The organism is Citrobacter sp. RHB25-C09, assembly GCF_013836145.1.
Lineage (GTDB): Bacteria > Pseudomonadota > Gammaproteobacteria > Enterobacterales > Enterobacteriaceae > Citrobacter_A.
The window spans coordinates 3,324,503-3,345,849 of the sequence record NZ_CP057483.1; the positions used below are offsets into that span (position 1 = coordinate 3,324,503).

General features: G+C 50.9%; 23 protein-coding genes, 1 other RNA gene, 2 pseudogenes and 1 other annotated feature. Of the genes and pseudogenes, 16 read left to right on the forward strand and 10 right to left on the reverse strand.

The genetic code is table 11. The features are described 5' to 3' along the window. Positions 1-101: 101 nt before the first annotated feature. From bamD to pheA, 4 genes are all read left to right on the forward strand, one after another. Complete coding sequence (gene bamD, locus HVY19_RS15715) at positions 102-839, forward strand: outer membrane protein assembly factor BamD (protein WP_181681434.1); 738 nt, start codon at positions 102-104, stop codon at positions 837-839. Between the two features lie 270 nt (positions 840-1,109). Then, positions 1,110-1,448 (forward strand): ribosome-associated translation inhibitor RaiA, encoded by a 339-nt coding sequence (raiA, locus tag HVY19_RS15720; protein ID WP_003031244.1) that lies wholly within the window; start codon positions 1,110-1,112, stop codon positions 1,446-1,448. A gap of 103 nt (positions 1,449-1,551) precedes the next feature. Next, positions 1,552-1,676, forward strand: a sequence feature (Phe leader region). Continuing rightward, positions 1,553-1,600: a pheA operon leader peptide PheL gene (gene pheL, locus HVY19_RS15725; protein WP_100249759.1), complete on the forward strand. Its 48-nt coding sequence runs from the start codon at positions 1,553-1,555 to the stop codon at positions 1,598-1,600. It overlaps the preceding feature by 48 nt. A gap of 22 nt (positions 1,677-1,698) precedes the next feature. Next, complete coding sequence (gene pheA, locus HVY19_RS15730; RefSeq protein ID WP_181681435.1) at positions 1,699-2,859, forward strand: bifunctional chorismate mutase/prephenate dehydratase; 1,161 nt, start codon at positions 1,699-1,701, stop codon at positions 2,857-2,859. Between the two features lie 253 nt (positions 2,860-3,112). Here pheA and tyrA read toward each other — a convergent pair whose 3' ends face one another. Together tyrA and aroF are read right to left on the reverse strand one after the other, a co-directional pair. Continuing rightward, the gene (gene tyrA, locus HVY19_RS15735) at positions 3,113-4,234 is read right to left on the reverse strand and encodes a bifunctional chorismate mutase/prephenate dehydrogenase (RefSeq protein WP_181681436.1); all 1,122 of its coding nucleotides are present in this window, start codon (positions 4,232-4,234) and stop codon (positions 3,113-3,115) included. Between the two features lie 10 nt (positions 4,235-4,244). Beyond that, positions 4,245-5,315 carry a 3-deoxy-7-phosphoheptulonate synthase AroF gene (aroF, locus tag HVY19_RS15740; protein ID WP_181681437.1) on the reverse strand — a complete coding sequence of 357 codons (1,071 nt, stop codon included), beginning with the start codon at positions 5,313-5,315 and terminating at the stop codon, positions 4,245-4,247. A gap of 213 nt (positions 5,316-5,528) precedes the next feature. On the opposite strand from aroF, the gene HVY19_RS15745 reads away from it, so the two are divergent. The 4 genes and pseudogenes from HVY19_RS15745 (at position 5,529) to HVY19_RS15755 (ending at position 7,874) form a co-directional block, all read left to right on the forward strand. Beyond that, positions 5,529-5,903, forward strand: a complete 375-nt coding sequence (locus HVY19_RS15745) for a DUF2799 domain-containing protein (RefSeq protein ID WP_181681438.1) — start codon at positions 5,529-5,531, stop codon at positions 5,901-5,903. Positions 5,904-6,133: 230 nt separating this feature from the next. Continuing rightward, positions 6,134-6,424, forward strand: a pseudogene (locus tag HVY19_RS20825) (YfiR family protein); the annotation flags it as partial. Between the two features lie 48 nt (positions 6,425-6,472). Beyond that, positions 6,473-7,375: pseudogene (dgcN, locus tag HVY19_RS15750) on the forward strand (diguanylate cyclase DgcN); the annotation flags it as partial. A 16-nt stretch (positions 7,376-7,391) separates the two neighbouring features. Continuing rightward, complete coding sequence (locus HVY19_RS15755) at positions 7,392-7,874, forward strand: OmpA family protein (protein ID WP_181681439.1); 483 nt, start codon at positions 7,392-7,394, stop codon at positions 7,872-7,874. Positions 7,875-7,952: 78 nt separating this feature from the next. Here HVY19_RS15755 and rplS read toward each other — a convergent pair whose 3' ends face one another. The 5 genes from rplS to ffh all read right to left on the reverse strand — a co-directional run bounded on the left by rplS (position 7,953) and on the right by ffh (position 11,586). Next, the gene (gene rplS, locus HVY19_RS15760) at positions 7,953-8,300 is read right to left on the reverse strand and encodes a 50S ribosomal protein L19 (RefSeq protein ID WP_012134695.1); all 348 of its coding nucleotides are present in this window, start codon (positions 8,298-8,300) and stop codon (positions 7,953-7,955) included. Positions 8,301-8,343: 43 nt separating this feature from the next. Next, the gene (gene trmD, locus HVY19_RS15765; RefSeq protein ID WP_181681440.1) at positions 8,344-9,111 is read right to left on the reverse strand and encodes a tRNA (guanosine(37)-N1)-methyltransferase TrmD; all 768 of its coding nucleotides are present in this window, start codon (positions 9,109-9,111) and stop codon (positions 8,344-8,346) included. Positions 9,112-9,155: 44 nt separating this feature from the next. After that, the gene (gene rimM, locus HVY19_RS15770) at positions 9,156-9,704 is read right to left on the reverse strand and encodes a ribosome maturation factor RimM (RefSeq protein WP_181684302.1); all 549 of its coding nucleotides are present in this window, start codon (positions 9,702-9,704) and stop codon (positions 9,156-9,158) included. A gap of 18 nt (positions 9,705-9,722) precedes the next feature. Further along, positions 9,723-9,971: a 30S ribosomal protein S16 gene (rpsP, locus tag HVY19_RS15775; protein WP_181681441.1), complete on the reverse strand. Its 249-nt coding sequence runs from the start codon at positions 9,969-9,971 to the stop codon at positions 9,723-9,725. Between the two features lie 253 nt (positions 9,972-10,224). Beyond that, positions 10,225-11,586 (reverse strand): signal recognition particle protein, encoded by a 1,362-nt coding sequence (gene ffh / locus HVY19_RS15780; protein ID WP_181681442.1) that lies wholly within the window; start codon positions 11,584-11,586, stop codon positions 10,225-10,227. 138 nt (positions 11,587-11,724) lie between these two features. On the opposite strand from ffh, the gene HVY19_RS15785 reads away from it, so the two are divergent. Together HVY19_RS15785 and HVY19_RS15790 are read left to right on the forward strand one after the other, a co-directional pair. Beyond that, positions 11,725-12,516, forward strand: coding sequence for an inner membrane protein YpjD (locus tag HVY19_RS15785; RefSeq protein ID WP_181681443.1), 792 nt, complete (start codon positions 11,725-11,727; stop codon positions 12,514-12,516). A gap of 18 nt (positions 12,517-12,534) precedes the next feature. Next, complete coding sequence (locus HVY19_RS15790; RefSeq protein WP_181681444.1) at positions 12,535-13,821, forward strand: HlyC/CorC family transporter; 1,287 nt, start codon at positions 12,535-12,537, stop codon at positions 13,819-13,821. A gap of 50 nt (positions 13,822-13,871) precedes the next feature. Here the strand turns inward: HVY19_RS15790 and grpE are convergent, their stop codons facing one another. Continuing rightward, positions 13,872-14,465, reverse strand: coding sequence for a nucleotide exchange factor GrpE (grpE, locus tag HVY19_RS15795; protein ID WP_181681445.1), 594 nt, complete (start codon positions 14,463-14,465; stop codon positions 13,872-13,874). Between the two features lie 122 nt (positions 14,466-14,587). Here grpE and nadK point away from each other — a divergent pair, with 122 nt between their 5' ends. From nadK to bamE, 3 genes are all read left to right on the forward strand, one after another. Further along, on the forward strand, positions 14,588-15,466 hold the full coding sequence (nadK, locus tag HVY19_RS15800; RefSeq protein WP_181681446.1) for an NAD(+) kinase: 879 nt from the start codon (positions 14,588-14,590) through the stop codon (positions 15,464-15,466). Positions 15,467-15,551: 85 nt separating this feature from the next. Beyond that, on the forward strand, positions 15,552-17,213 hold the full coding sequence (recN, locus tag HVY19_RS15805; RefSeq protein ID WP_181681447.1) for a DNA repair protein RecN: 1,662 nt from the start codon (positions 15,552-15,554) through the stop codon (positions 17,211-17,213). Positions 17,214-17,361: 148 nt separating this feature from the next. Then, positions 17,362-17,706, forward strand: a complete 345-nt coding sequence (gene bamE, locus HVY19_RS15810) for an outer membrane protein assembly factor BamE (protein ID WP_181681448.1) — start codon at positions 17,362-17,364, stop codon at positions 17,704-17,706. A gap of 100 nt (positions 17,707-17,806) precedes the next feature. Here bamE and HVY19_RS15815 read toward each other — a convergent pair whose 3' ends face one another. Beyond that, positions 17,807-18,100 carry an RnfH family protein gene (locus HVY19_RS15815; protein WP_181681449.1) on the reverse strand — a complete coding sequence of 98 codons (294 nt, stop codon included), beginning with the start codon at positions 18,098-18,100 and terminating at the stop codon, positions 17,807-17,809. Continuing rightward, a complete protein-coding gene (gene ratA / locus HVY19_RS15820; protein ID WP_220132930.1) occupies positions 18,090-18,527 on the reverse strand; it encodes a type II toxin-antitoxin system toxin RatA in 438 nt (145 codons plus the stop codon). Before ratA ends, HVY19_RS15815 begins: the two co-directional genes overlap by 11 nt. Before the next feature lie 173 nt (positions 18,528-18,700). Here ratA and smpB point away from each other — a divergent pair, with 173 nt between their 5' ends. The 3 genes from smpB to HVY19_RS15835 all read left to right on the forward strand — a co-directional run bounded on the left by smpB (position 18,701) and on the right by HVY19_RS15835 (position 21,106). Next, positions 18,701-19,183 carry an SsrA-binding protein SmpB gene (gene smpB / locus HVY19_RS15825; protein WP_181684304.1) on the forward strand — a complete coding sequence of 161 codons (483 nt, stop codon included), beginning with the start codon at positions 18,701-18,703 and terminating at the stop codon, positions 19,181-19,183. Between the two features lie 115 nt (positions 19,184-19,298). Beyond that, positions 19,299-19,661, forward strand: a transfer-messenger RNA (tmRNA) gene (ssrA, locus tag HVY19_RS15830). A gap of 203 nt (positions 19,662-19,864) precedes the next feature. Continuing rightward, positions 19,865-21,106 carry an integrase gene (locus HVY19_RS15835; RefSeq protein WP_181681450.1) on the forward strand — a complete coding sequence of 414 codons (1,242 nt, stop codon included), beginning with the start codon at positions 19,865-19,867 and terminating at the stop codon, positions 21,104-21,106. Positions 21,107-21,347: the final 241 nt, after the last annotated feature.

The window sequence follows — 21,347 nt, forward strand, 5'->3', positions numbered from 1 at the left end:
TACGGCTTTGCCGTTTAATATAGTGTGCTATTGTAGCTGGTCTTAACCGGGAGCAGGAACAGAGAATCTCCCGTAAACATTTTGAGGAAAGTCAAAACGTCATGACGCGCATGAAATATCTGGTGGCAGTAGCCACTTTTAGCCTGTTTTTGGCGGGTTGCTCTGGTTCAACGGAAGAGGTGCCCGATAATCCGCCGAATGAAATCTACGCGACTGCTCAGCAAAAGCTGCAGGACGGTAACTGGAAACAGGCAATAACGCAATTGGAAGCGTTAGATAACCGCTATCCTTTTGGACCTTATTCTCAGCAGGTGCAGTTAGATCTCATCTATGCCTACTATAAAAACGCCGACCTGCCGCTTGCTCAGGCTGCCATCGATCGTTTCATTCGCCTGAATCCGACGCATCCTAATATTGATTATGTCATGTATATGCGTGGCCTGACCAACATGGCGTTGGATGATAGCGCACTTCAGGGTTTCTTTGGTGTCGATCGTAGCGATCGCGATCCGCAACATGCACGAGCTGCGTTCAATGACTTTTCGAAACTGGTTCGCGGTTATCCGAACAGCCAGTACACAACGGATGCCACAAAGCGCCTGGTGTTCCTGAAAGATCGTCTTGCGAAGTATGAATATTCCGTTGCAGACTACTATACCCAACGCGGTGCATGGGTTGCGGTTGTTAACCGCGTAGAAGGCATGCTGCGTGACTTCCCGGATGCACAGGCGACGCGTGATGCCCTGCCGATGATGGAAAACGCCTACCGTGAAATGCAAATGACAGCACAGGCTGACAAAGTGGCGAAGATTATTGCCGCCAACAGCAGCAATACCTGATATTCATTTCAACGTAAAACGGCAGCCCGAGAGCTGCCGTTTTTTTATCCATTCTGCGTCGTTTTCACAACGTATTACCTGTGACCCAACCCATCAAATATGGCCTGCTTTTCGGCTTTCCTCAAGGGAAAAATCACCTCTTCCTGCGATATCTCACAAAAAGGTCCCCTTGACAAAAAGTGACAAAATAATGTGATTTAAATCACACATTTTGACATTAGGAACGGTATGCTGGAATCACCAAGACGGGAAAGACAAGAGGTAAAATTTATGACAATGAACATTACCAGCAAACAAATGGAAATTACTCCGGCAATTCGCCAACATGTCGCAGACCGTCTCGCCAAACTAGAAAAATGGCAAACTCACCTCATTAATCCACATATCATTCTGTCCAAGGAGCCACAGGGTTTCATCGCTGATGCCACCATCAATACACCGAACGGACATCTGGTCGCCAGCGCAAAACATGAAGATATGTACACCGCCATTAACGATTTGATCAACAAGCTGGAACGGCAGCTCAATAAAGTGCAGCACAAAGGCGAAGCCCGTCGTGCAACAACTTCAGTAAAAGACGCCAACTTCGTCGAAGCAGAAGAAGAGTAATCCCTTACATTGAGTCTATCCGCCAACGCGCCTTCGGGCGCGTTTTTTGTTGACAGGGTGAAAACAGTACAGGTACTTTACTTACGTCACCTAAGGAAACTGAAATGAAACTTACCCCGTTCTTCTTCGCATTCTTTTTTACCTTCCCCTGAATGGGAGGCTTTCGTCGTGTGAAAAAGAATGCGAAGACGAACAATAAGGCCTCCCACAACGGGGGGCCTTTTTTATTGATAACAAGAAAGGCAACACTATGACATCGGAAAACCCATTACTGGCTCTGCGCGATAAGATCAGTGCGCTGGATGCAAAATTGTTGGCGCTACTGGCCGAGCGACGTGGTCTGGCAGTTGAAGTCGGCAAGGCCAAGCTCGAATCCCATCGCCCGGTGCGGGATATTGACCGCGAGCGCGATCTGCTGGACCGACTGATTACGCTGGGCAAAACTCATCATCTTGATGCGCACTACATTACCCGCCTGTTTCAACTGATTATTGAAGATTCCGTTCTTACCCAGCAGGCCCTGCTTCAACAGCACTTAAATAAGATCAATCCCCATTCTGCACGCGTTGCTTTCCTTGGCCCGAAAGGCTCTTATTCGCATCTTGCTGCGCGCCAATATGCCGCTCGCCATTTTGAACAATTTATTGAAAGCGGCTGCGCGAAATTCGCCGATATCTTTAATCAGGTCGAAACCGGCCAGGCAGACTACGCAGTAGTGCCAATTGAAAACACCAGTTCCGGTAGCATTAATGATGTCTACGACCTGCTGCAACATACCTCGCTTTCTATCGTGGGAGAGATGACGATAACGATCGATCACTGCGTATTGGTTTCCGGTACAACGGATCTGGATACCATTGAAACGGTCTACAGTCACCCACAACCGTTCCAGCAGTGCAGCAAATTCATCAATCGCTACCCGCACTGGAAAATTGAGTACACCGAAAGCACCTCTGCGGCGATGGAAAAAGTCGCACAGGCAAATTCCCCGCACGTTGCGGCATTGGGCAGTGAGGCCGGTGGCCTGTTGCATGGCTTGCAGGTATTAGAGCGTATTGAAGCAAACCAGACGCAAAACATTACCCGCTTCATTGTACTGGCACGAAAAGCGATTAACGTTTCCGATCAGGTTCCGGCGAAAACGACACTACTGATGGCAACGGGACAACAGGCCGGTGCCCTAGTGGAAGCGTTATTAGTGCTGCGCAAACATAATCTGATCATGACCCGGCTGGAATCCCGACCGATTCATGGTAATCCGTGGGAAGAGATGTTTTATCTTGATATCCAGGCCAACCTGGAATCTCCGGAGATGCAATCCGCGCTGAAGGAGTTGGGAGAGATTACCCGATCTATGAAAGTATTGGGCTGTTATCCAAGTGAGAACGTCGTACCGGTCGATCCGAGCTAAAGGTTAACAAGCCGGATAGCGCTGCGCTTATCCGGTATGCAGAACTCCTAACCGGAGGCCGGATAAGGCGTTTACGCCACCATCCGGCAACCAATGCCTGATGGCGCTGCGCTTATCAGGCCTACAGAATTCCCCGAACCGTAGGCCGGATAAGGCGTTTACGCCGCCATCCGGCAACCAATGCCTGATGACGCTACGCTTGTCAGGCCTGCAGAACTCCCGAACCGTAGGCCGGATAAGGCGCGTTAGCATTTTACTGCCGACTGTCATTCGCCTGACGTAATAACGTGCGGCTTTCATGCTGGAAGCGCTTCGCATAATCGCCAAACCAGTGCTCCACCTTACGGAAGCTGTCGATGAATGCCTGCTTATCGCCCTGCTCCAGTAGGCTAATCGCTTCGCCAAAGCGTTTGTAATAGCGCTTAATCAACGCCAGATTGCTTTCTGACGACATGATGATATCGGCGTAAAGCTGCGGGTCCTGGGCAAACAGACGCCCGACCATCGCCAGTTCCAGGCGATATATCGGCGAGGAGAGCGCCAGCAGCTGTTCCAGTTGTACATTTTCTTCCGCCAGGTGCAGACCGTACGCAAAAGTAGCAAAGTGACGCAGCGCCTGGATAAACGCCATATTCTGATCGTGCTCAACGGCGCTGATACGGTGCAATCGCGCGCCCCAGACCTGAATCTGCTCCAGGAACCACTGATACGCTTCCGGATCACGCCCATCGCACCAGACAACCACTTGTTTCGCCAGGCTACCGCTGTCCGGCCCGAACATGGGGTGCAGACCAAGCACCGGACCTGCGTGTGCAGCCAGCATTGCCTGTAGCGGACCGTTTTTCACCGAAGCCAGATCGACAAGGATACAGTCCGATGGTAACGGCGGTAATCGCGCGATCACCGCTTCTGTCACATGGATCGGTACGCTAACGATCACCATGCCTGCATCAGCGACGATCTCCTGCGCACGATCCCAGTCCTGCTGTTCCAGGATCCGCACCTGATAGCCAGAAAGCGTGAGCATTTTTTCGAATAACCGCCCCATCTGACCAGCACCGCCGACGATCACCACCGGACGCAGCGAAGGGCAAAGCGTCTTAAACCCTTTATCATTCTCGCTGGAATAGGACTCGCGCATCACCCGACGCAGCACGTCCTCAATAAGATCCGGCGGTACGCCGAGCGCTTCCGCTTCTGTACGGCGCGAAGCCAGCATGGTCGCTTCGCGCTCCGGCACGTAAATCGGCAGGCCAAAGCGGCTTTTCACTTCGCCAACTTCAGCCACCAGTTCCAGACGGCGCGCTAACAGATCCAGCAGCGCCTTATCTACTTCATCAATTTGATCGCGTAATGCGGTCAACTCAGCAACCATAACGAACCTCTTAAGCCTGGCGCGCCGCCAACTGGCCGTTCAAGTCTTTGTTAATTTCACGCAGCAACGCGTCTGTCATTTCCCAACTGATGCAGGCATCGGTAACGGATACACCGTACTTCATTTCGCTGCGCGGTTGTTCAGAAGACTGGTTGCCTTCGTGAATATTACTTTCGATCATTAAGCCAATGATCGAACGGTTGCCATCTTTGATTTGTGCAACCACAGACTCCGCCACGGCGGGCTGACGACGGTAATCTTTATTGGAGTTACCATGACTGCAATCTACCATCAGTGACGGACGGAGTCCCGCCTGCTGCATCTCTTTTTCACACTGCGCGACGTCCGCAGGGCTGTAGTTTGGCGCTTTGCCCCCGCGCAGGATCACATGCCCATCCGGGTTGCCCTGAGTTTGCAGGAGAGCAACCTGCCCAGCCTGGTTAATGCCCACAAAGCGGTGAGATTGCGCCGCAGCGCGCATAGCATTGATTGCGGTTGCCAGACTGCCATCCGTACCGTTTTTAAAACCGACCGGCATCGAAAGACCCGAGGCCATTTCACGGTGCGTTTGTGATTCCGTAGTACGTGCGCCGATTGCCGACCAGCTAAACAGATCGCCCAGGTATTGCGGGCTGTTCGGATCCAGCGCTTCTGTTGCTAAAGGCAACCCCATATCCACCAGTTCAAGCAGAAGTTGACGCGCAATCTTCAGACCTGCTTCAACATCAAAGGAGCCATCCATATGAGGATCGTTAATTAGCCCTTTCCAGCCGACGGTGGTACGGGGTTTTTCAAAATAGACGCGCATCACCAGGTAGAGGCTATCGCTGACCTCTGCGGCGAGTGCTTTAAATCGACGAGCATATTCCAGCGCTGTTTCAGGATCGTGAATTGAGCACGGACCACACACCACCAGCAAACGCGGATCGCGCCCCGCGATGATGTCAGAAATGGTTTTACGCGATTGCGCGATTTGTTCTTCTTGCACCAGGCTCAGCGGGAATTCCGCTTTGAGCTGCTCTGGGGTCATCAGAACCTGTTCGTCGGTAATATGTACGTTATTCAGCGCGTCTTTTTGCATGATGGCGATCCTGTGTTTTCTCGTTTGCGATAGTTATCCTCAGTGAGGATGACGTAACGATAACACAGCTAGTAAAGATTTCAATCCAAAATACGTAAAGAATATTTTACAGCAATAAATTAACCCACTAAACAGACCATTATTTTGTACAATTAAATTTACACCCAATATCCGCCAATCCGCTATGCTTTGAAAAACACAGGAGAGCAGGCAATGAAGCGAATCGCCAGTGCAGCCATCATATTATTTCTTAGCGGATGTCAGATCGATCCTTATACTTTCGCCCCCAACCTGACAACGACCGACTGGTACGATGCAGGCATCGAGGACGCTATTGCCGGCGTTGCGGTAAGGGATAATGAAAGCCTGGCGGATGCATTTAACGATTCCGGGATCAACCGGACGCAGTATTTGCAAGGCTATTCCGAAGGCCAGCGCAAAACCTGTCAGCACGATTTTGTCTATGCCAGAGGATTGAGCGGGAAGGCATTCCCCACCAGTTGCGATACCGTCGAAAATGCCACTCAGCTACACGATGCCTGGCAAAAAGGTGCCGATGAAAATAACTCATCCGTACGGCTGAATTAAACGCAACCTTCAATAATCCATATCGCGTAAGATTTAACTTAAGCAGACGCTATTATCGTTCAAGGCGTGATGACGTTTCGGCAAAATAATGTTATTTTAATCTAAATAATCAATCATTTATTTTATTGGGATTCGCCTGGCCCAGGTGAGGTCTTGTTATGAAATTTTCTCACCGACTTATTATGATTTTGGTGCTACTGCTTCCAGGCCCGCAACTTTTCGCCCAGGAAATGACAGAAGATGCGAAATCCGTACGCGCCATAGTTTCCGGCATCGTCAGCTATACGCGCTGGCCTGCGCTTTCCGGACAACCCACGTTGTGTATATTTTCATCATCCCAATTTACCCGCACGCTTGCTGACAATAATAATACTTCTCTGCCCTATCTTCCCGTTATCATCCACTCAGAACAGGAAGCGTTAACCACCCGTTGTGATGGTTTTTATTTTGGCAGCGAATCGCCTGAATATCAGGTGACATTAGCTAACACCTATCCTTCAAAAGCGCTGTTATTAATTGCTGAACAAAATACCGACTGTATTATTGGCAGCGCCTTTTGTTTGATAATTCACGATCACAAGGAGTCAGTCGACAAGCTCAGCGATTTCGTCAGTCACTGGCTTTTTCCTGTGCCTGTTGCCCAACCGGTCTGGCATGACGGTAAGATTATCGGTGAAGTTCGCCTGACCGCTCGCGACAGCCTGATCAGTCACTTTATCTGGCTTTCGTTAGGCGTTTTGACTGGCTCAATTCTGCTGGCCTCTTTCATCGCCATCATCTTGTCTCGCCATCTGCACAACGGTGTTGTTGAAGCGCTGCAAAATATTACCGACGTTGTTCACGATGTGCGGACTAACCGTAACTTTTCCCGCCGCGTATCAGAAGAGCGAATAGAAGAATTTCACCATTTTGCCCAGGACTTTAATAGTTTGTTGGATGAGATGGAAGAGTGGCAACTGCGGCTACAGGCCAAAAATGCGCAGCTGCTGCGAACGACATTACACGACCCGCTCACGGGGCTGGCAAACCGTGCGGCATTTCGTAGCAGTATCAATGCCCTCATGACAGACAGTACAGCCCGCAGCTGTACCGCACTTCTGTTTCTGGATGGGGATAATTTTAAGCACGTCAATGACACCTGGGGTCATGCGACAGGAGATCTGGTGCTGATAGAAGTTGCCAGGCGGATGGCCGAGTTTGGCGGTAAGCGTCATCAACCCTATCGACTCGGGGGAGATGAGTTTGCGATGGTGCTTTACGACGTCCATTCAGAGCATGAGGTACAACGAATCTGCTCTGCATTATCACGCGTATTCACGCGTCCTTTTGACCTGCATAACGGGCATTTAACGAACATGACGCTGAGCATAGGTTATGCACTCGCATGGGAGCATTCCTCAGCGGAGAAATTGCAAGAACTGGCCGATCGTAATATGTATCTGGCCAAACATCAGCGCAGAGCGCTGGAATAAAACAGGAACGGCACACATGTTTAATCGTCTTTTATCCCCTTTCATTCTTTCAACGCTGATTCTGACAGGCTGTCAGGCGCCTCAGGGAAAATTCACTGCGGAGCAAATTGCGGCTATGCAGTCATACGGTTTTACTGAGTCCTCAGGGGACTGGTCTTTAGGACTTTCGGATACCATTTTATTTAATAAAAACGATTACAAACTTCGCCCGGAAAGCCAGCATCAGATCCAGACGATGGCAGGTCGCCTCTCTTCGGTAGGGCTGACCCATGCGCGTATGGACGGGCATACCGATAATTACGGTGAAGATGGCTATAACGAAGCCTTGTCGCTTAAGCGCGCTAACGTAGTTGCCGATGCCTGGGCGGCGGGAGCGAAGGTCCCAAGGGGGAATTTGACGACGCAGGGGTTAGGCAAAAAATATCCTATTGCAAACAACCAGACGGCGAAAGGCCGCGCTGAGAACCGCCGTGTCGCCGTGGTCATCAGTACGCCATAACGAGCGCTTTATTGCAGATAAAAAAAGGGCTGACCAACTGGCCAGCCCCTTCTAACAGGATGTCGCCTGAGCGATATCTTAGTTAAGACGCTCTTTGATACGAGCAGCCTTACCAGTACGCTCACGCAGGTAGTACAGTTTAGCTTTACGAACGGCACCACGACGTTTAACAGCAATGCTGTCAACTACCGGAGAGTGAGTCTGGAAGACACGCTCAACGCCTTCGCCGTTGGAAATTTTACGAACAGTGAATGCAGAGTGCAGACCGCGGTTACGAATAGCGATAACCACGCCCTCGAATGCCTGCAGACGTTTCTTGGAACCTTCAACAACCCATACTTTCACTTCCACGGTATCACCCGGACGGAAGGAAGGTACGTCCTGCTTCATCTGCTCTTGTTCAAGTTGCTTAATAATGTTGCTCATAATTTAATCTCTTATCCTGGGTAAACTGATATTCGGGGGCGTATTACGCCGTCCCATCATGTTTATGCTGCTGTTGTGCGTGTTCCGTTTTGAACTCCGCCAGCAACCTTGCTTGCTCTTCAGTCAGAGCCAGGTTTTCCAGAAGTTCAGGTCTTCTAAGCCAGGTGCGGCCCAGCGACTGTTTCAAACGCCAGCGACGTATCTCAGCATGGTTTCCTGACAGCAACACTGCCGGGACTTCCATCTCTTCTAACACTTCAGGCCGGGTATAGTGTGGGCAGTCCAGCAATCCATCTGCAAAGGAATCTTCCGTTGCCGATGCTTCATGACCCAGAACCCCCGGGATAAACCGGGAAACGGAATCAATCAGTACCATTGCTGGTAACTCTCCACCACTGAGAACGTAATCGCCGATTGACCATTCTTCGTCAATTTCGGTTTGGATCACGCGCTCATCAATGCCTTCGTAGCGACCGCACACCAGAATCAGTTTTTGATTCTTGGCCAGTTCGCTGACGCCTGCTTGATCAAGCTTGCGTCCCTGAGGTGACAGATAAATCACCTTTGCGCCTTCACCTGCCGCGCTTTTTGCTGCATGAATGGCGTCCCGCAAGGGTTGCACCATCATTAACATCCCCGGTCCGCCGCCGTATGGACGATCGTCCACGGTACGGTGCCGGTCATGCGTGAAGTCACGAGGACTCCAGCTCTGGATGTTCAGCAGGCCATTTTTAACTGCCCGGCTAGTTACCCCGTAATCGGTAATTGCACGAAACATTTCTGGAAACAGGCTAACGATACCTATAAACACAAGCCAATCCCCATCACGCCGTCATTTACCGCTTATCCGGTGGTTTAAAAACCAGGATCCCAATCTACTTCGATAGTCCGTGTAGTGAGATCGACTTTCTTGATAACCTGCCCATCGAGGAACGGCACGAGGCGTTCCTTGATACCAAACGCATCCTTCAGGTTTGCCTTAATGACGATAACGTCATTCGATCCGGTTTCCATCATATCGACGACTTTACCGAGATCGTAGCCTTCCGTAGTCACTACCTGGCAGCCCATCAGGTCTTTCCAGTAGTAGTTACCCTCTTCAAGCTGAGGCAGTTGCGTAGAATCAACGACAATTTCGCAATTGGTCAGGAGATTCGCGGCATCACGATCTTCAACGCCTTTCAGCTTGATGATCAGATCCTGATTGTGGTGCTTCCAGCTTTCTAGCTGTACTTGCTGCCACTGACCCGCCTTCTGGATAAACCAGGGCTGATAGTCAAAAATGCTTTCGGCGTCTTCAGTGGAAGAAAACACTCTGAGCCAACCACGAATACCGTAAGACGACCCCATTTTCCCCAAAACAATGGGGTCAGTGGGTGCTTGCGCGGTGAGTTGCTTGCTCATCATGACCACCGTGACAGATTAAGCTGCTTTGTTTGCTTCTTTGATCAGCGCGGCAACGCGATCAGAAATAGTCGCGCCCTGGCCAACCCAGTGAGCGATGCGATCCAGATCCAGGCGAGTGCCTTCTTCTTTTTCGCTAGCGATTGGGTTAAAGAAGCCAACGCGCTCAATGAAGCGACCGTTGCGTGCATTACGGCTGTCAGTAACAACAACCTGGTAGAACGGACGCTTTTTAGCGCCGTGACGAGCTAAACGAATAGTAACCATAACATCCTCTTGTGTGAATAAAACACCGGGCCCCATCGAGGAACGGAGCCCGGTGTCATATTAAAAGCCCGAAAATTTTACTGATTTCTGGGGAAATTGCAATCAGCAGTTAATAACTCTGCTGTAGAAGGCCGTCGGCGGTGAAGTCAGTTCGGTGCCGGCGTGTGCGCAGCCACCGGAGCGTACACGCAGTACGTGAGGATGGCGAGCACACCCCGGTGCCGAAATGGCAAATGAGCCAGGCCTGTAAATATTATCTTCCCGGGAAGCCGGGGGGCATCATACCTTTCATGCCGCGCATCATCTTCGCCATTCCGCCCTTCTTCATTTTCTTCATCATGCGCTGCATGTCGTCGAACTGTTTCAGAAGGCGGTTAACGTCCTGCACCTGCATCCCACAGCCCTGGGCGATACGGCGTTTGCGGGAACCTTTGATGATTTCTGGCTTCGCGCGTTCTTTCAACGTCATCGAATTAATGATCGCCTCCATGCGCACCAGCACTTTGTCATCCATCTGCGATTTGACGTTGTCAGGGATCTGCCCCATGCCCGGCAGCTTGCCCATCAGGCTTGCCATGCCGCCCATGTTTTTCATCTGCCGCAGCTGTTCCAGGAAGTCGGTCAGATCGAAACCGTCGCCTTTCTTCAGTTTAGTGGCCAGCTTCTCAGCCTGAGCGCGGTCAACCTTGCTTTCGATATCTTCGATCAGCGACAACACGTCGCCCATGCCGAGGATACGTGAGGCAATACGGTCCGGGTGGAACGGCTCCAGCGCTTCTGTCTTCTCGCCAACCCCGAGGAATTTGATCGGCTTGCCGGTAATATGACGAATAGAGAGCGCGGCACCACCACGGGCGTCACCGTCGACTTTGGTCAGTACCACGCCGGTCAACGGTAGCGCTTCGTTAAACGCTTTCGCTGTATTGGCCGCATCCTGACCGGTCATCGCATCGACGACAAACAGGGTTTCTACCGGATTGATAGAAGCATGCACCTGTTTGATTTCGTCCATCATCGCTTCGTCAACGTGCAAACGACCAGCGGTATCCACCAGCAGCACGTCGTAGAATTTGAGTTTGGCTTCTTTCAGCGCAGCGTTAACGATATCGACCGGCTTCTGCCCAACATCAGACGGGAAGAAATCCACGCCAACCTGCTCGGCTAATGTCTCCAGCTGTTTGATCGCCGCAGGGCGATAAACGTCAGCAGAAACGACCAGCACTTTCTTCTTGTGCTTTTCGCGCAGGAATTTACCGAGCTTACCGACGCTGGTGGTTTTACCCGCCCCTTGCAAACCCGCCATCAGCACCACGGCTGGCGGTTGCGCGGCCAGGTTCAGGGTCTGGTTTTCTTCACCCATCGCCGCAACGAGTTCGTTACGGACGATTTTGACGAACTCCTGCCCTGGCGTCAGGCTTTTGTTAACTTCATGACCAACCGCTTTCTCTTTTACGCGATTGATAAACTCACGCACTACCGGCAGCGCAACGTCAGCCTCCAGCAGCGCCATGCGCACTTCGCGCAGCGTTTCTTTAACGTTGTCTTCAGTAAGGCGCCCACGGCCACTGATATTGCGCAGTGTGCGCGACAAACGATCGGTTAAATTATCAAACATTATCTCTCGCCTGATGTTGAAACGTGGCGCCGCGATCGCGACGCATATATTGCAGTGTAACATGAAGCAACGGTTGGAGCAGCGCTCACGTGACGCTATACTGCTTCTCTTTATTATTGGCCAACTGTCGACACCACTATGCCCGTTTTTGCCCTGCTTGCTCTTGTCGCCTACTCTGTCAGCCTTGCGCTGATTATCCCTGCCCTGCTGCAAAAAAACAGCGGCTGGCGGCGTATGGCCATTCTTTCTGCGGTCATCGCGCTGGTATGTCACGGTATTGCGCTTGAAGCACGGATCCTTCCGGGTGACGAAAGCGGACAAAACCTTAGCCTGCTGAACGTCGGTTCACTCGTTAGCCTGATGATCTGTACGGTGATGACCATCGTCGCCTCGCGTAATCGCGGCTGGCTACTGTTGCCGATTGTTTATGCCTTTGCGCTGATCAATCTGGCCTTCGCGACCTTTATGCCGAACGAGTTTATCACCCACCTTGAAGCCACTCCGGGAATGATGATCCACATCGGCCTGTCGTTGTTCTCGTATGCAACGCTGATCATTGCCGCGCTCTATGCGCTTCAACTGGCGTGGATTGACTATCAGTTGAAGAATAAAAAGCTGGCATTCAGTAATGAAATGCCGCCGTTAATGAGCATCGAACGCAAAATGTTTCATATCACGCAGATTGGCGTGGTGCTGCTTACTCTCACTTTATGTACTGGCCTGTTTTACATGCATAACCTGTTCAGCATGGAAAATATCGACAAAGCGGTTCTCTCTATCGTGGCGTGGTTTGTCTATATTGTTCTGTTGTGGGGTCACTATCATGAAGGCTGGCGCGGTCGTCGTGTCGTATGGTTTAACGTCGCAGGCGCAGGCATCCTGACGCTGGCCTATTTTGGCAGCCGGATATTGCAGCAAATCGTGAGCTAAACCTTAAAGGAACCCTACGTGGAACACATCTCCACCACCACGCTGATCGTCACATTGATCGTCATGGTGGTCATTTCAGCCTATTTTTCCGGTTCAGAAACCGGAATGATGACTCTGAACCGCTACCGTCTGCGCCATCTGGCAAAGCAGGGTAATCGCCCGGCAAAGCGCGTCGAAAAACTGCTGCGCAAGCCGGATCGCCTGATAAGCCTCGTGCTCATTGGTAACAACCTCGTCAATATCCTGGCTTCCGCGATCGGCACCATTGTCGGGATGCGCCTGTATGGCGATGCAGGCGTGGCGATTGCCACAGGCGTGTTGACCTTCGTTGTGCTGGTCTTTGCCGAAGTTCTCCCCAAAACCATTGCTGCGCTGTATCCGGAAAAAGTGGCGTATCCGAGCAGCTTTTTGCTTGCTCCGCTACAAATCATCATGATGCCGCTGGTCTGGTTACTCAACACCATAACCCGCCTGCTGATGCGCATGATGGGCATTAAAACCGATATTGTGGTCAGTGGTTCGCTGAGCAAAGATGAACTGCGCACCCTCGTGAACGAATCACGCTCGCAAATTTCCCGCCGTAACCAGGACATGTTGCTGTCCGTGCTGGATCTGGAAAAGGTCACAGTAGATGACATCATGGTGCCGCGCAGTGAAATCATCGGCATTGATATTAACGATGACTGGAAATCTATCGAACGACAGTTATCGCACTCACCCCACGGTCGGATGGTGCTCTACCGTGACTCCCTTGATGACGCCATCAGTATGCTTCGCGTACGCGAAGCCTGGCGCCTGATGTCGGAAAAGAAAGAGTTCACCAAAGAGATGATGCTCCGGGCCGCCGATGAGATTTACTTCGTCCCGGAAGGAACGCCGCTCAGTACGCAATTAATCAAATTTCAGCGTAATAAAAAGAAAGTGGGCCTGGTGGTCAACGAATACGGCGATATTCAGGGACTGGTCACGGTAGAAGATATTCTGGAAGAGATTGTCGGCGACTTTACCACCTCAATGTCGCCTACGCTTGCGGAAGAGGTCACGCCGCAAAATGACGGTTCGGTGATTATCGACGGTACTGCTAACGTGCGAGAAATCAATAAAGCGTTTAACTGGCATCTGCCGGAAGACGATGCCCGGACAATCAATGGCGTGATTCTGGAAGCGCTGGAAGAGATCCCGATTGCCGGCACCCGGGTGCGCATCGGTCAGTACGATATTGATATTCTTGATGTACAGGACAACATGATTAAGCAGGTGAAAGTCCTGCCCGTGAAGCCGTTACGCGAGAGTATTGCAGAGTAAGAAGTAGGCCGGGCAAGGCGCAAGCCACCACCCGGCACTACGGATGGCAATTACGCTTTCGCTTTTGCCACGGTCACCATCGCTGCACGAATAGTACGCCCGTTCAGGGTATAGCCTTTCTGCATAATCCCCAGGACATTGCCTGCCGGAACGTCTTCAGACTCAACCATCGCAATCGCCTGATGCACGTTCGGGTCCAGCGCAACATTGGTTTCGGCAATGACTTCGACACCGAATTTACGCACCACGTCCAGCATCGACTTCAGGGTCAGTTCGATACCTTCAATCATTGCCCCCATATCCGGATTGGCTTTATCCGCCACTTCCAGCGCGCGATCCAGGCTATCGATGACCGGCAGCAGTTCGTTGACGAATTTCTCCAGCGCAAATTTATGCGCCTTCTCCACGTCCAGCTCGGTACGACGACGCAGGTTTTCCATTTCCGCTTTAATGCGTAGCACGCTGTCACGTTCACGATTCTGAGCCTCAGCAAGCTGCGCTTCCAGATTCGCAATTTTTTCGTCGCGCGGATCCACCTGCTCAACAGAAGCGTCTTGTTCTACTGCCTCAACTTCTTCGTGCTGATCCATGATAATTTCTTCCGGGGCTTGCCCCTCAGGCGTTTTCTGTTCTTTACTACTCATGAATTTCTCCGCGTTTTTTTTCGCAATCATCTCGCTAACTTCGCTTATTATGGGGATCAGATTCAGGGTTTCAAGGGAAGCACTCACATTGTCACTAATCTTCGTAACAAGGACCTCGAAAAATGAATAATCATTTCAAGTGTATTGGCATTGTGGGACATCCACGTCACCCCACTGCACTGACCACACATGAAATGCTTTACCGTTGGCTATGCACCAAAGGCTATGACGTCATTGTCGAGCAGCAAATCGCGCATGAGTTACAGTTGAAGAATGTGAAAACCGGCACCCTTGCGGAAATTGGCCAGCAGGCAGATCTTGCCGTTGTCGTTGGCGGTGATGGGAATATGCTGGGCGCAGCGAGAACCCTGGCTCGGTACGACATTAAAGTCATCGGCATCAACCGTGGCAATCTGGGCTTTCTGACGGACCTTGATCCCGACAACGCCCAGCAGCAACTTGCAGACGTGCTGGAAGGCCACTACATTGCCGAAAAACGCTTTCTGCTGGAGGCCCAGGTTTGCCAGCAAAACTGCCAGAAGCGCATCAGCACGGCCATTAATGAAGTGGTACTCCACCCCGGCAAAGTTGCGCACATGATTGAATTTGAAGTTTATATCGACGAGAACTTTGCCTTTTCTCAGCGCTCAGATGGCCTGATCATCTCCACCCCGACCGGTTCAACGGCGTATTCCCTCTCCGCAGGTGGGCCGATTTTGACGCCCTCCCTCGACGCCATCACGCTGGTGCCCATGTTCCCACACACGCTTTCCGCACGCCCGCTGGTCATTAACAGCAGCAGCACCATTCGCCTGCGCTTTTCTCACCGCCGGAACGATCTGGAGATAAGTTGCGACAGTCAGATCGCACTGCCTATCCAGGAAGGGGAAGATGTACTTATTCGTCGCTGTGACTACCACCTGAACCTGATCCACCCTAAAGACTATAGCTATTTCAACACATTAAGCACCAAGCTGGGATGGTCAAAAAAATTATTCTAATTTGACATTAGGCTCTTTACTGTACAAAAAACCCGTTTATACTGTATGTAATTACAGTTATGGTTTTTCATACAGGAAAACAGCTATGTTGGCACAACTGACCATCAGCAATTTTGCTATCGTTCGTGAACTTGAGATCGATTTCCAGAGCGGAATGACCGTCATCACCGGTGAAACCGGGGCGGGAAAATCAATTGCGATTGATGCGCTTGGCCTGTGCCTGGGCGGTCGCGCTGAAGCCGACATGGTACGCATGGGCGCGACGCGCGCCGATCTGTGCGCACGCTTTTCCCTGAAAGACACCCCCGCCGCCCTGCGGTGGCTGGAAGACAATCAGCTTGAAGATGGACGTGAGTGTTTACTTCGCCGCGTCATCAGCAGCGACGGGCGTTCCCGTGGGTTCATCAACGGCACCGCCGTCCCCCTCTCGCAGCTTCGCGAGCTGGGGCAACTGTTGATCCAGATCCACGGCCAGCATGCGCATCAGTTACTGACCCGTTCTGAGCATCAAAAATCCTTACTCGACGGCTATGCCAATGAATCATTACTGGTTCAGGAAATGGCTACGCGCTATCAGTTGTGGCATCAAAGCTGCCGGGATCTGGCGCAACATCAGCAACTCAGCCAGGAACGCGCCGCGCGCGCGGAACTTCTGCAATACCAATTGAAAGAGCTCAATGAATTCAATCCGCAGGCGGGGGAATTTGAGCAGATCGATGAAGAGTACAAGCGTCTCGCAAACAGTGGTCAACTTTTGTCTACCAGCCAGAATGCGCTGGTGCTGATGGCCGATGGCGAAGACGTGAACCTGCAAAGCCAGCTCTATACGGCAAAACAACTTGTGACTGAACTGGTCGGGATGGATAGCAAACTTTCAGGCGTACTCGATATGCTGGAAGAAGCGACGATTCAACTCAGCGAAGCCAGTGACGAGCTGCGCCACTACTGCGATCGTCTGGACTTAGATCCCAATCGTCTGTTTGAACTGGAACAGCGTATATCTAAACAGATATCGCTGGCGCGTAAGCACCACGTCAGCCCCGAAGCACTGCCGCAGTATTATCAGTCATTGCTGGAAGAACAGCAGCAGCTTGACGATCAGGCTGATTCACTCGAAACGCTGACGCTGGCGGTGAATAAATACCACCAGCAGGCGCTGGAGATTGCGCATGCGTTGCACCAACAGCGCCAGCATTACGCGCAGGAACTCAGTGCATTAATTACTGAAAGTATGCACTCACTTTCAATGCCGCACGGGCATTTTGCCATTGATGTTAATTTCGATGAACATCACCTTAGCGCAGAAGGCGCGGACCGCGTTGAATTTAAGGTTACCACCAACCCCGGGCAGCCGATGCAGCCGATAGCCAAAGTGGCCTCCGGCGGTGAACTGTCCCGAATTGCCCTGGCAATTCAGGTGATTACCGCACGTAAAATGGAAACGCCAGCGCTGATCTTCGACGAGGTAGATGTGGGAATTAGCGGCCCTACCGCTGCCGTTGTGGGGAAACTCCTGCGTCAGCTTGGTGAGTCAACGCAGGTGATGTGTGTAACCCACCTTCCACAAGTCGCGGGTTGCGGTCATCAGCATTTTTATGTCAGCAAAGAAACTGATGGAGAAATGACTGAAACGCATATGCAGCCGCTGGATAAACGCGCCCGTTTACAAGAACTTGCTCGCCTGCTGGGTGGCAGTGAAGTGACGCGTAACACCCTTGCGAATGCGAAAGAACTGCTGGCAGCGTAAACTTTTTTGCACCTTGACGGTCAGAGTAGACAAGAAAACGCCATCAGACCCGTAAGCAAAAGGTTTTAAAGTGGTGAAAGGTCTATTATCATCGACATATTACATATGAGCCACGTACTGCTCGGGCCCGAAAAGGAATCAAATCACTATGCGCTGTAAAACGCTGACTGCTGCCGCAGCAGTACTATTGATGTTGACCGCAGGCTGTTCCACTCTGGAGCGAGTGGTATACCGCCCTGATATCAACCAGGGAAACTATCTGACGGCAAATGATGTATCCAAAATTCGCGTGGGTATGACGCAGCAACAGGTCGCCTATGCTTTGGGAACCCCGATGATGTCGGACCCGTTTGGGACTAACACCTGGTTCTATGTGTTCCGTCAGCAACCGGGACATGAAGGCGTAACCCAGCAGACACTGACGTTGACCTTTAACAGCAGCGGCGTGTTGACCAATATTGATAACAAACCTGCGTTGAACGACAACAAATAAGGTTTGAGTCAGAATCAAAAAAGGTGCTCGATGAGCACCTTTTTTATTGCCATAAGCAACGCGACCCAGGCCTGATAAGCGTAGCGCCATCAGGCACAGATTATTGTTTATTTGCCGACTTCTCCGCCCGCTGGCGACGCAACTCTTTCGGGTCAGCAATCAGTGGGCGGTAAATCTCAACTCGATCGCCATCATGCAGCACATCAGCCAGTTTTACCGGGCGGCTATAAATACCGACTTTATTCTTAGTAAGATCGATATCGGTGCGCAACTCCAGCAGACCAGACGCGCGAATGGCCTCTTCAACCGTCGCCCCTTCCTGCAACGTTACACGCTGCAAATACTGTTTCTCAGGCAACGCATAAGCGACCTCGACGACGATTTTAGCCGGCACTGTAAACCTCTTTTGCCCGAACAGTGAATGCCTGAACCATATTGGCCGCCAGTTCTTTGAAGATCCGGCCAAAAGCCAGTTCAATCAGTTTATTGGTAAATTCAAAGTCGAGATGAAACTCAACACGGCACGCATCCTGACTCAGCGGTGTAAACTTCCAGCCACCGATGAGTTTTTTGAACGGACCATCGACCAGATGCATCAGGATACTCTGATTGCTGGTCAGTTGATTTCGGGTGGTGAACGTTTTGCTGATCCCGGCTTTAGAGACGTCGACTGCAGCCGTCATTTGCCCAGGCGTCAATTCCAGTACACGACTACCGGTGCAGCCGGGTAAAAACTGGGGGTAAGATTTAACATCGTTCACTAACTGATACATCTGCTCCGCGCTGTAAGGGACTAACGCGGTTCGACTAATCTGCGGCATAGATATTTCCATAAACAAAAATCTCACAAATTGTACCATTTTTCCCCAGGTAAAAAAAACGCCTAACCCACAGGAGGGGACAACCTTGTTCATGCTAAGATATCCTCTTGCACACCGCAGGATGAAATGGGGTGTTTTTTCGATTCCAGATTACCGATGACATCACGACACTTATGACGAAGAAAAAAGCACACAAACCAGGCTCAGCGACTATCGCGCTCAACAAACGCGCGCGACACGAATACTTTATCGAAGAAGAGTTCGAAGCGGGACTTGCCCTACAAGGTTGGGAAGTGAAATCCCTGCGTGCTGGTAAAGCCAACATTAGCGACAGCTATGTCATTTTCAAAGACGGCGAAGCGTTCCTGTTCGGCGCTAACTTTACGCCAATGGCGGTGGCCTCCACTCACGTGGTTTGCGATCCTACCCGCACGCGTAAACTTCTGCTAAACCAGCGCGAACTCGACTCCCTGTTTGGCCGCGTAAGCCGCGAAGGTCATACCGTCGTTGCGCTTTCTTTGTACTGGAAAAACGCCTGGTGCAAAGTAAAAATTGGCGTTGCTAAAGGTAAGAAAATGCATGACAAGCGCTCAGACCTGAAAGAGCGTGAATGGCAGTTGGATAAAGCGCGCATTATGAAAAACGCCGGACGCTGATTCAACGCGTTTGCCCCGATACAGCAGCCGTTCTTCAGCGGCAAATCCTTGAGGATGGGCGGGATTGGGGCTGGTCACGGCTGTCACAACTCTGTTATACTTATCTCAACACATTGGGGCTGATTCTGGATTCGACGGGATTTGCGAAACCCAAGGTGCATGCCGAGGGGCGGTTGGCCTCGTAAAAAGCCGCAAAAAATAGTCGCAAACGACGAAAACTACGCTTTAGCAGCTTAATAACCTGCTCTGAGCCCTCTCTCCCTAGCTTCCGCTCTTAAGACGGGGATCAAAGAGAGGTCAAACCCAAAAGAGATCGCGTGGATGCCCTGCCTGGGGTTGAAGCGTTAAAACTAATCAGGCTAGTCTGGTAGTGGCGTGTCTGTCCGCAGGTGCCAGGCGAATGTAAAGACTGACTAAGCATGTAGTACCGAGGATGTAGGAATTTCGGACGCGGGTTCAACTCCCGCCAGCTCCACCAAAATTCTCCATCGGTGATTACCAGAGTCATCCGATGAAGTCCTAAGAGCCCGCACGGCACAAGCCCTGCGGGCTTTTTTGTGCCTTGAATTTGTCCCGCGAAGTCCGAAGAGAACTAATTAAATCCGAACCTTTTAGGCCCATTGATAGGCCCAACGAAAAGCTCTATTGTTTTCGTTGGGCCTAAACTCATGGAGACTCCCCATGGCAAGAAAAACCAAGCCGTTAACCGATACGGAAATCAAAGCCGCCAAACCTAAAGATACCGATTATCAGTTGTATGACGGCGACGGGCTCACTCTGCTAATCAAGTCCAGCGGTAGTAAGCTCTGGCAATTCCGTTACTATCGGCCGCTGACCAGGCAGCGAACCAAACAGAGCTTCGGTGCCTACCCTGCAGTCTCGCTTTCTGATGCGCGTAAACTTAGAGCTGAATCTCGAGCCTTATTAGCAAAAGATATCGACCCTCAAGAACATCACAAGGAGTTGTCAAGAAGCACTCAGGAGGCCAAAACCAATACGTTCATGTTGATTGCCGAGCGTTGGTGGAACCTCAAGAAAACCAGCGTCACAGAGGACTACGCTCATGATATTTGGCGCTCACTTGAAAGAGACGTTTTACCCGCAATTGGCAAGATCAATATTACGGACATTAAAGCTCATACTTTGGTTCAGGCTGTCCAACCAGTTCAAGCCAGAGGTGCGTTAGAAACAGTCCGTCGCCTTTGCCAACGTATCAATGAAGTCATGATTTACGCCCAAAACACAGGCCTCATTGATGCAGTTCCCAGTGTCAATATTGGCAAAGCCTTTGAGAAACCTCAGAAAAAGAACATGCCGAGCATCCGCCCTGATCAGTTACCGCAAGTGATGCAGACAATGAGAAATGCCAACATTATTTTGCCTACTCGATGTTTGTTCATGTGGCAACTTCTGACCATCTCACGGCCCGCTGAAGCAGCGGAAGCTCGGTGGGATGAGATCGATTTTGATGCTAAAGAATGGAAAATCCCAGCAGCTCGAATGAAGATGAACCGAGATCATACGGTTCCATTATCTGACGAGGCGCTTTCTATTCTGGAAATGATGAAGCCTTTGAGTAGTGGCCGAGAATTCATTTTTCCAAGCCGTATCAAGCCGAATCAGTCTATGAATAGCCAAACAGTAAACGCTGCACTTAAACGTGCTGGCTTTGGTGGTGTGCTCGTTTCTCATGGCTTGCGATCTATTGCTAGTACTGCCCTTAATGAGCAGGGTTTTCTACCTGACGTTATTGAAGCGGCATTAGCCCATGTGGATAAGAATGAGGTTCGCCGTGCTTATAACCGTACAGATTATCTTGAGCAGAGACGACCAATGATGCAGTGGTGGGCTGATTTTGTGATGGCTGCGGATCGTGGGGGCATGACTGAAGGAGGGATGAAAGGAATGCGGCTTGTTGGTTAATTTGTATCGGCTTATACTCACTGATTTATGGGCCGGATAAGTTTAATATTAACTACCACTGTTTCCCACAATTGGAAGTGAGGAGCTGGAGCTATAAACAACCTCTTAATTAAATGGTATTCGTTAACTCACTAAAAAATTGAAATTCTTTAGTTCACATATTGATGTCAACTTGCAATGTTGCCGCAAAAACAGAGAGACTAAAACAGCACCGCCTTCTAAGAAGGCGGCTTTTACAATT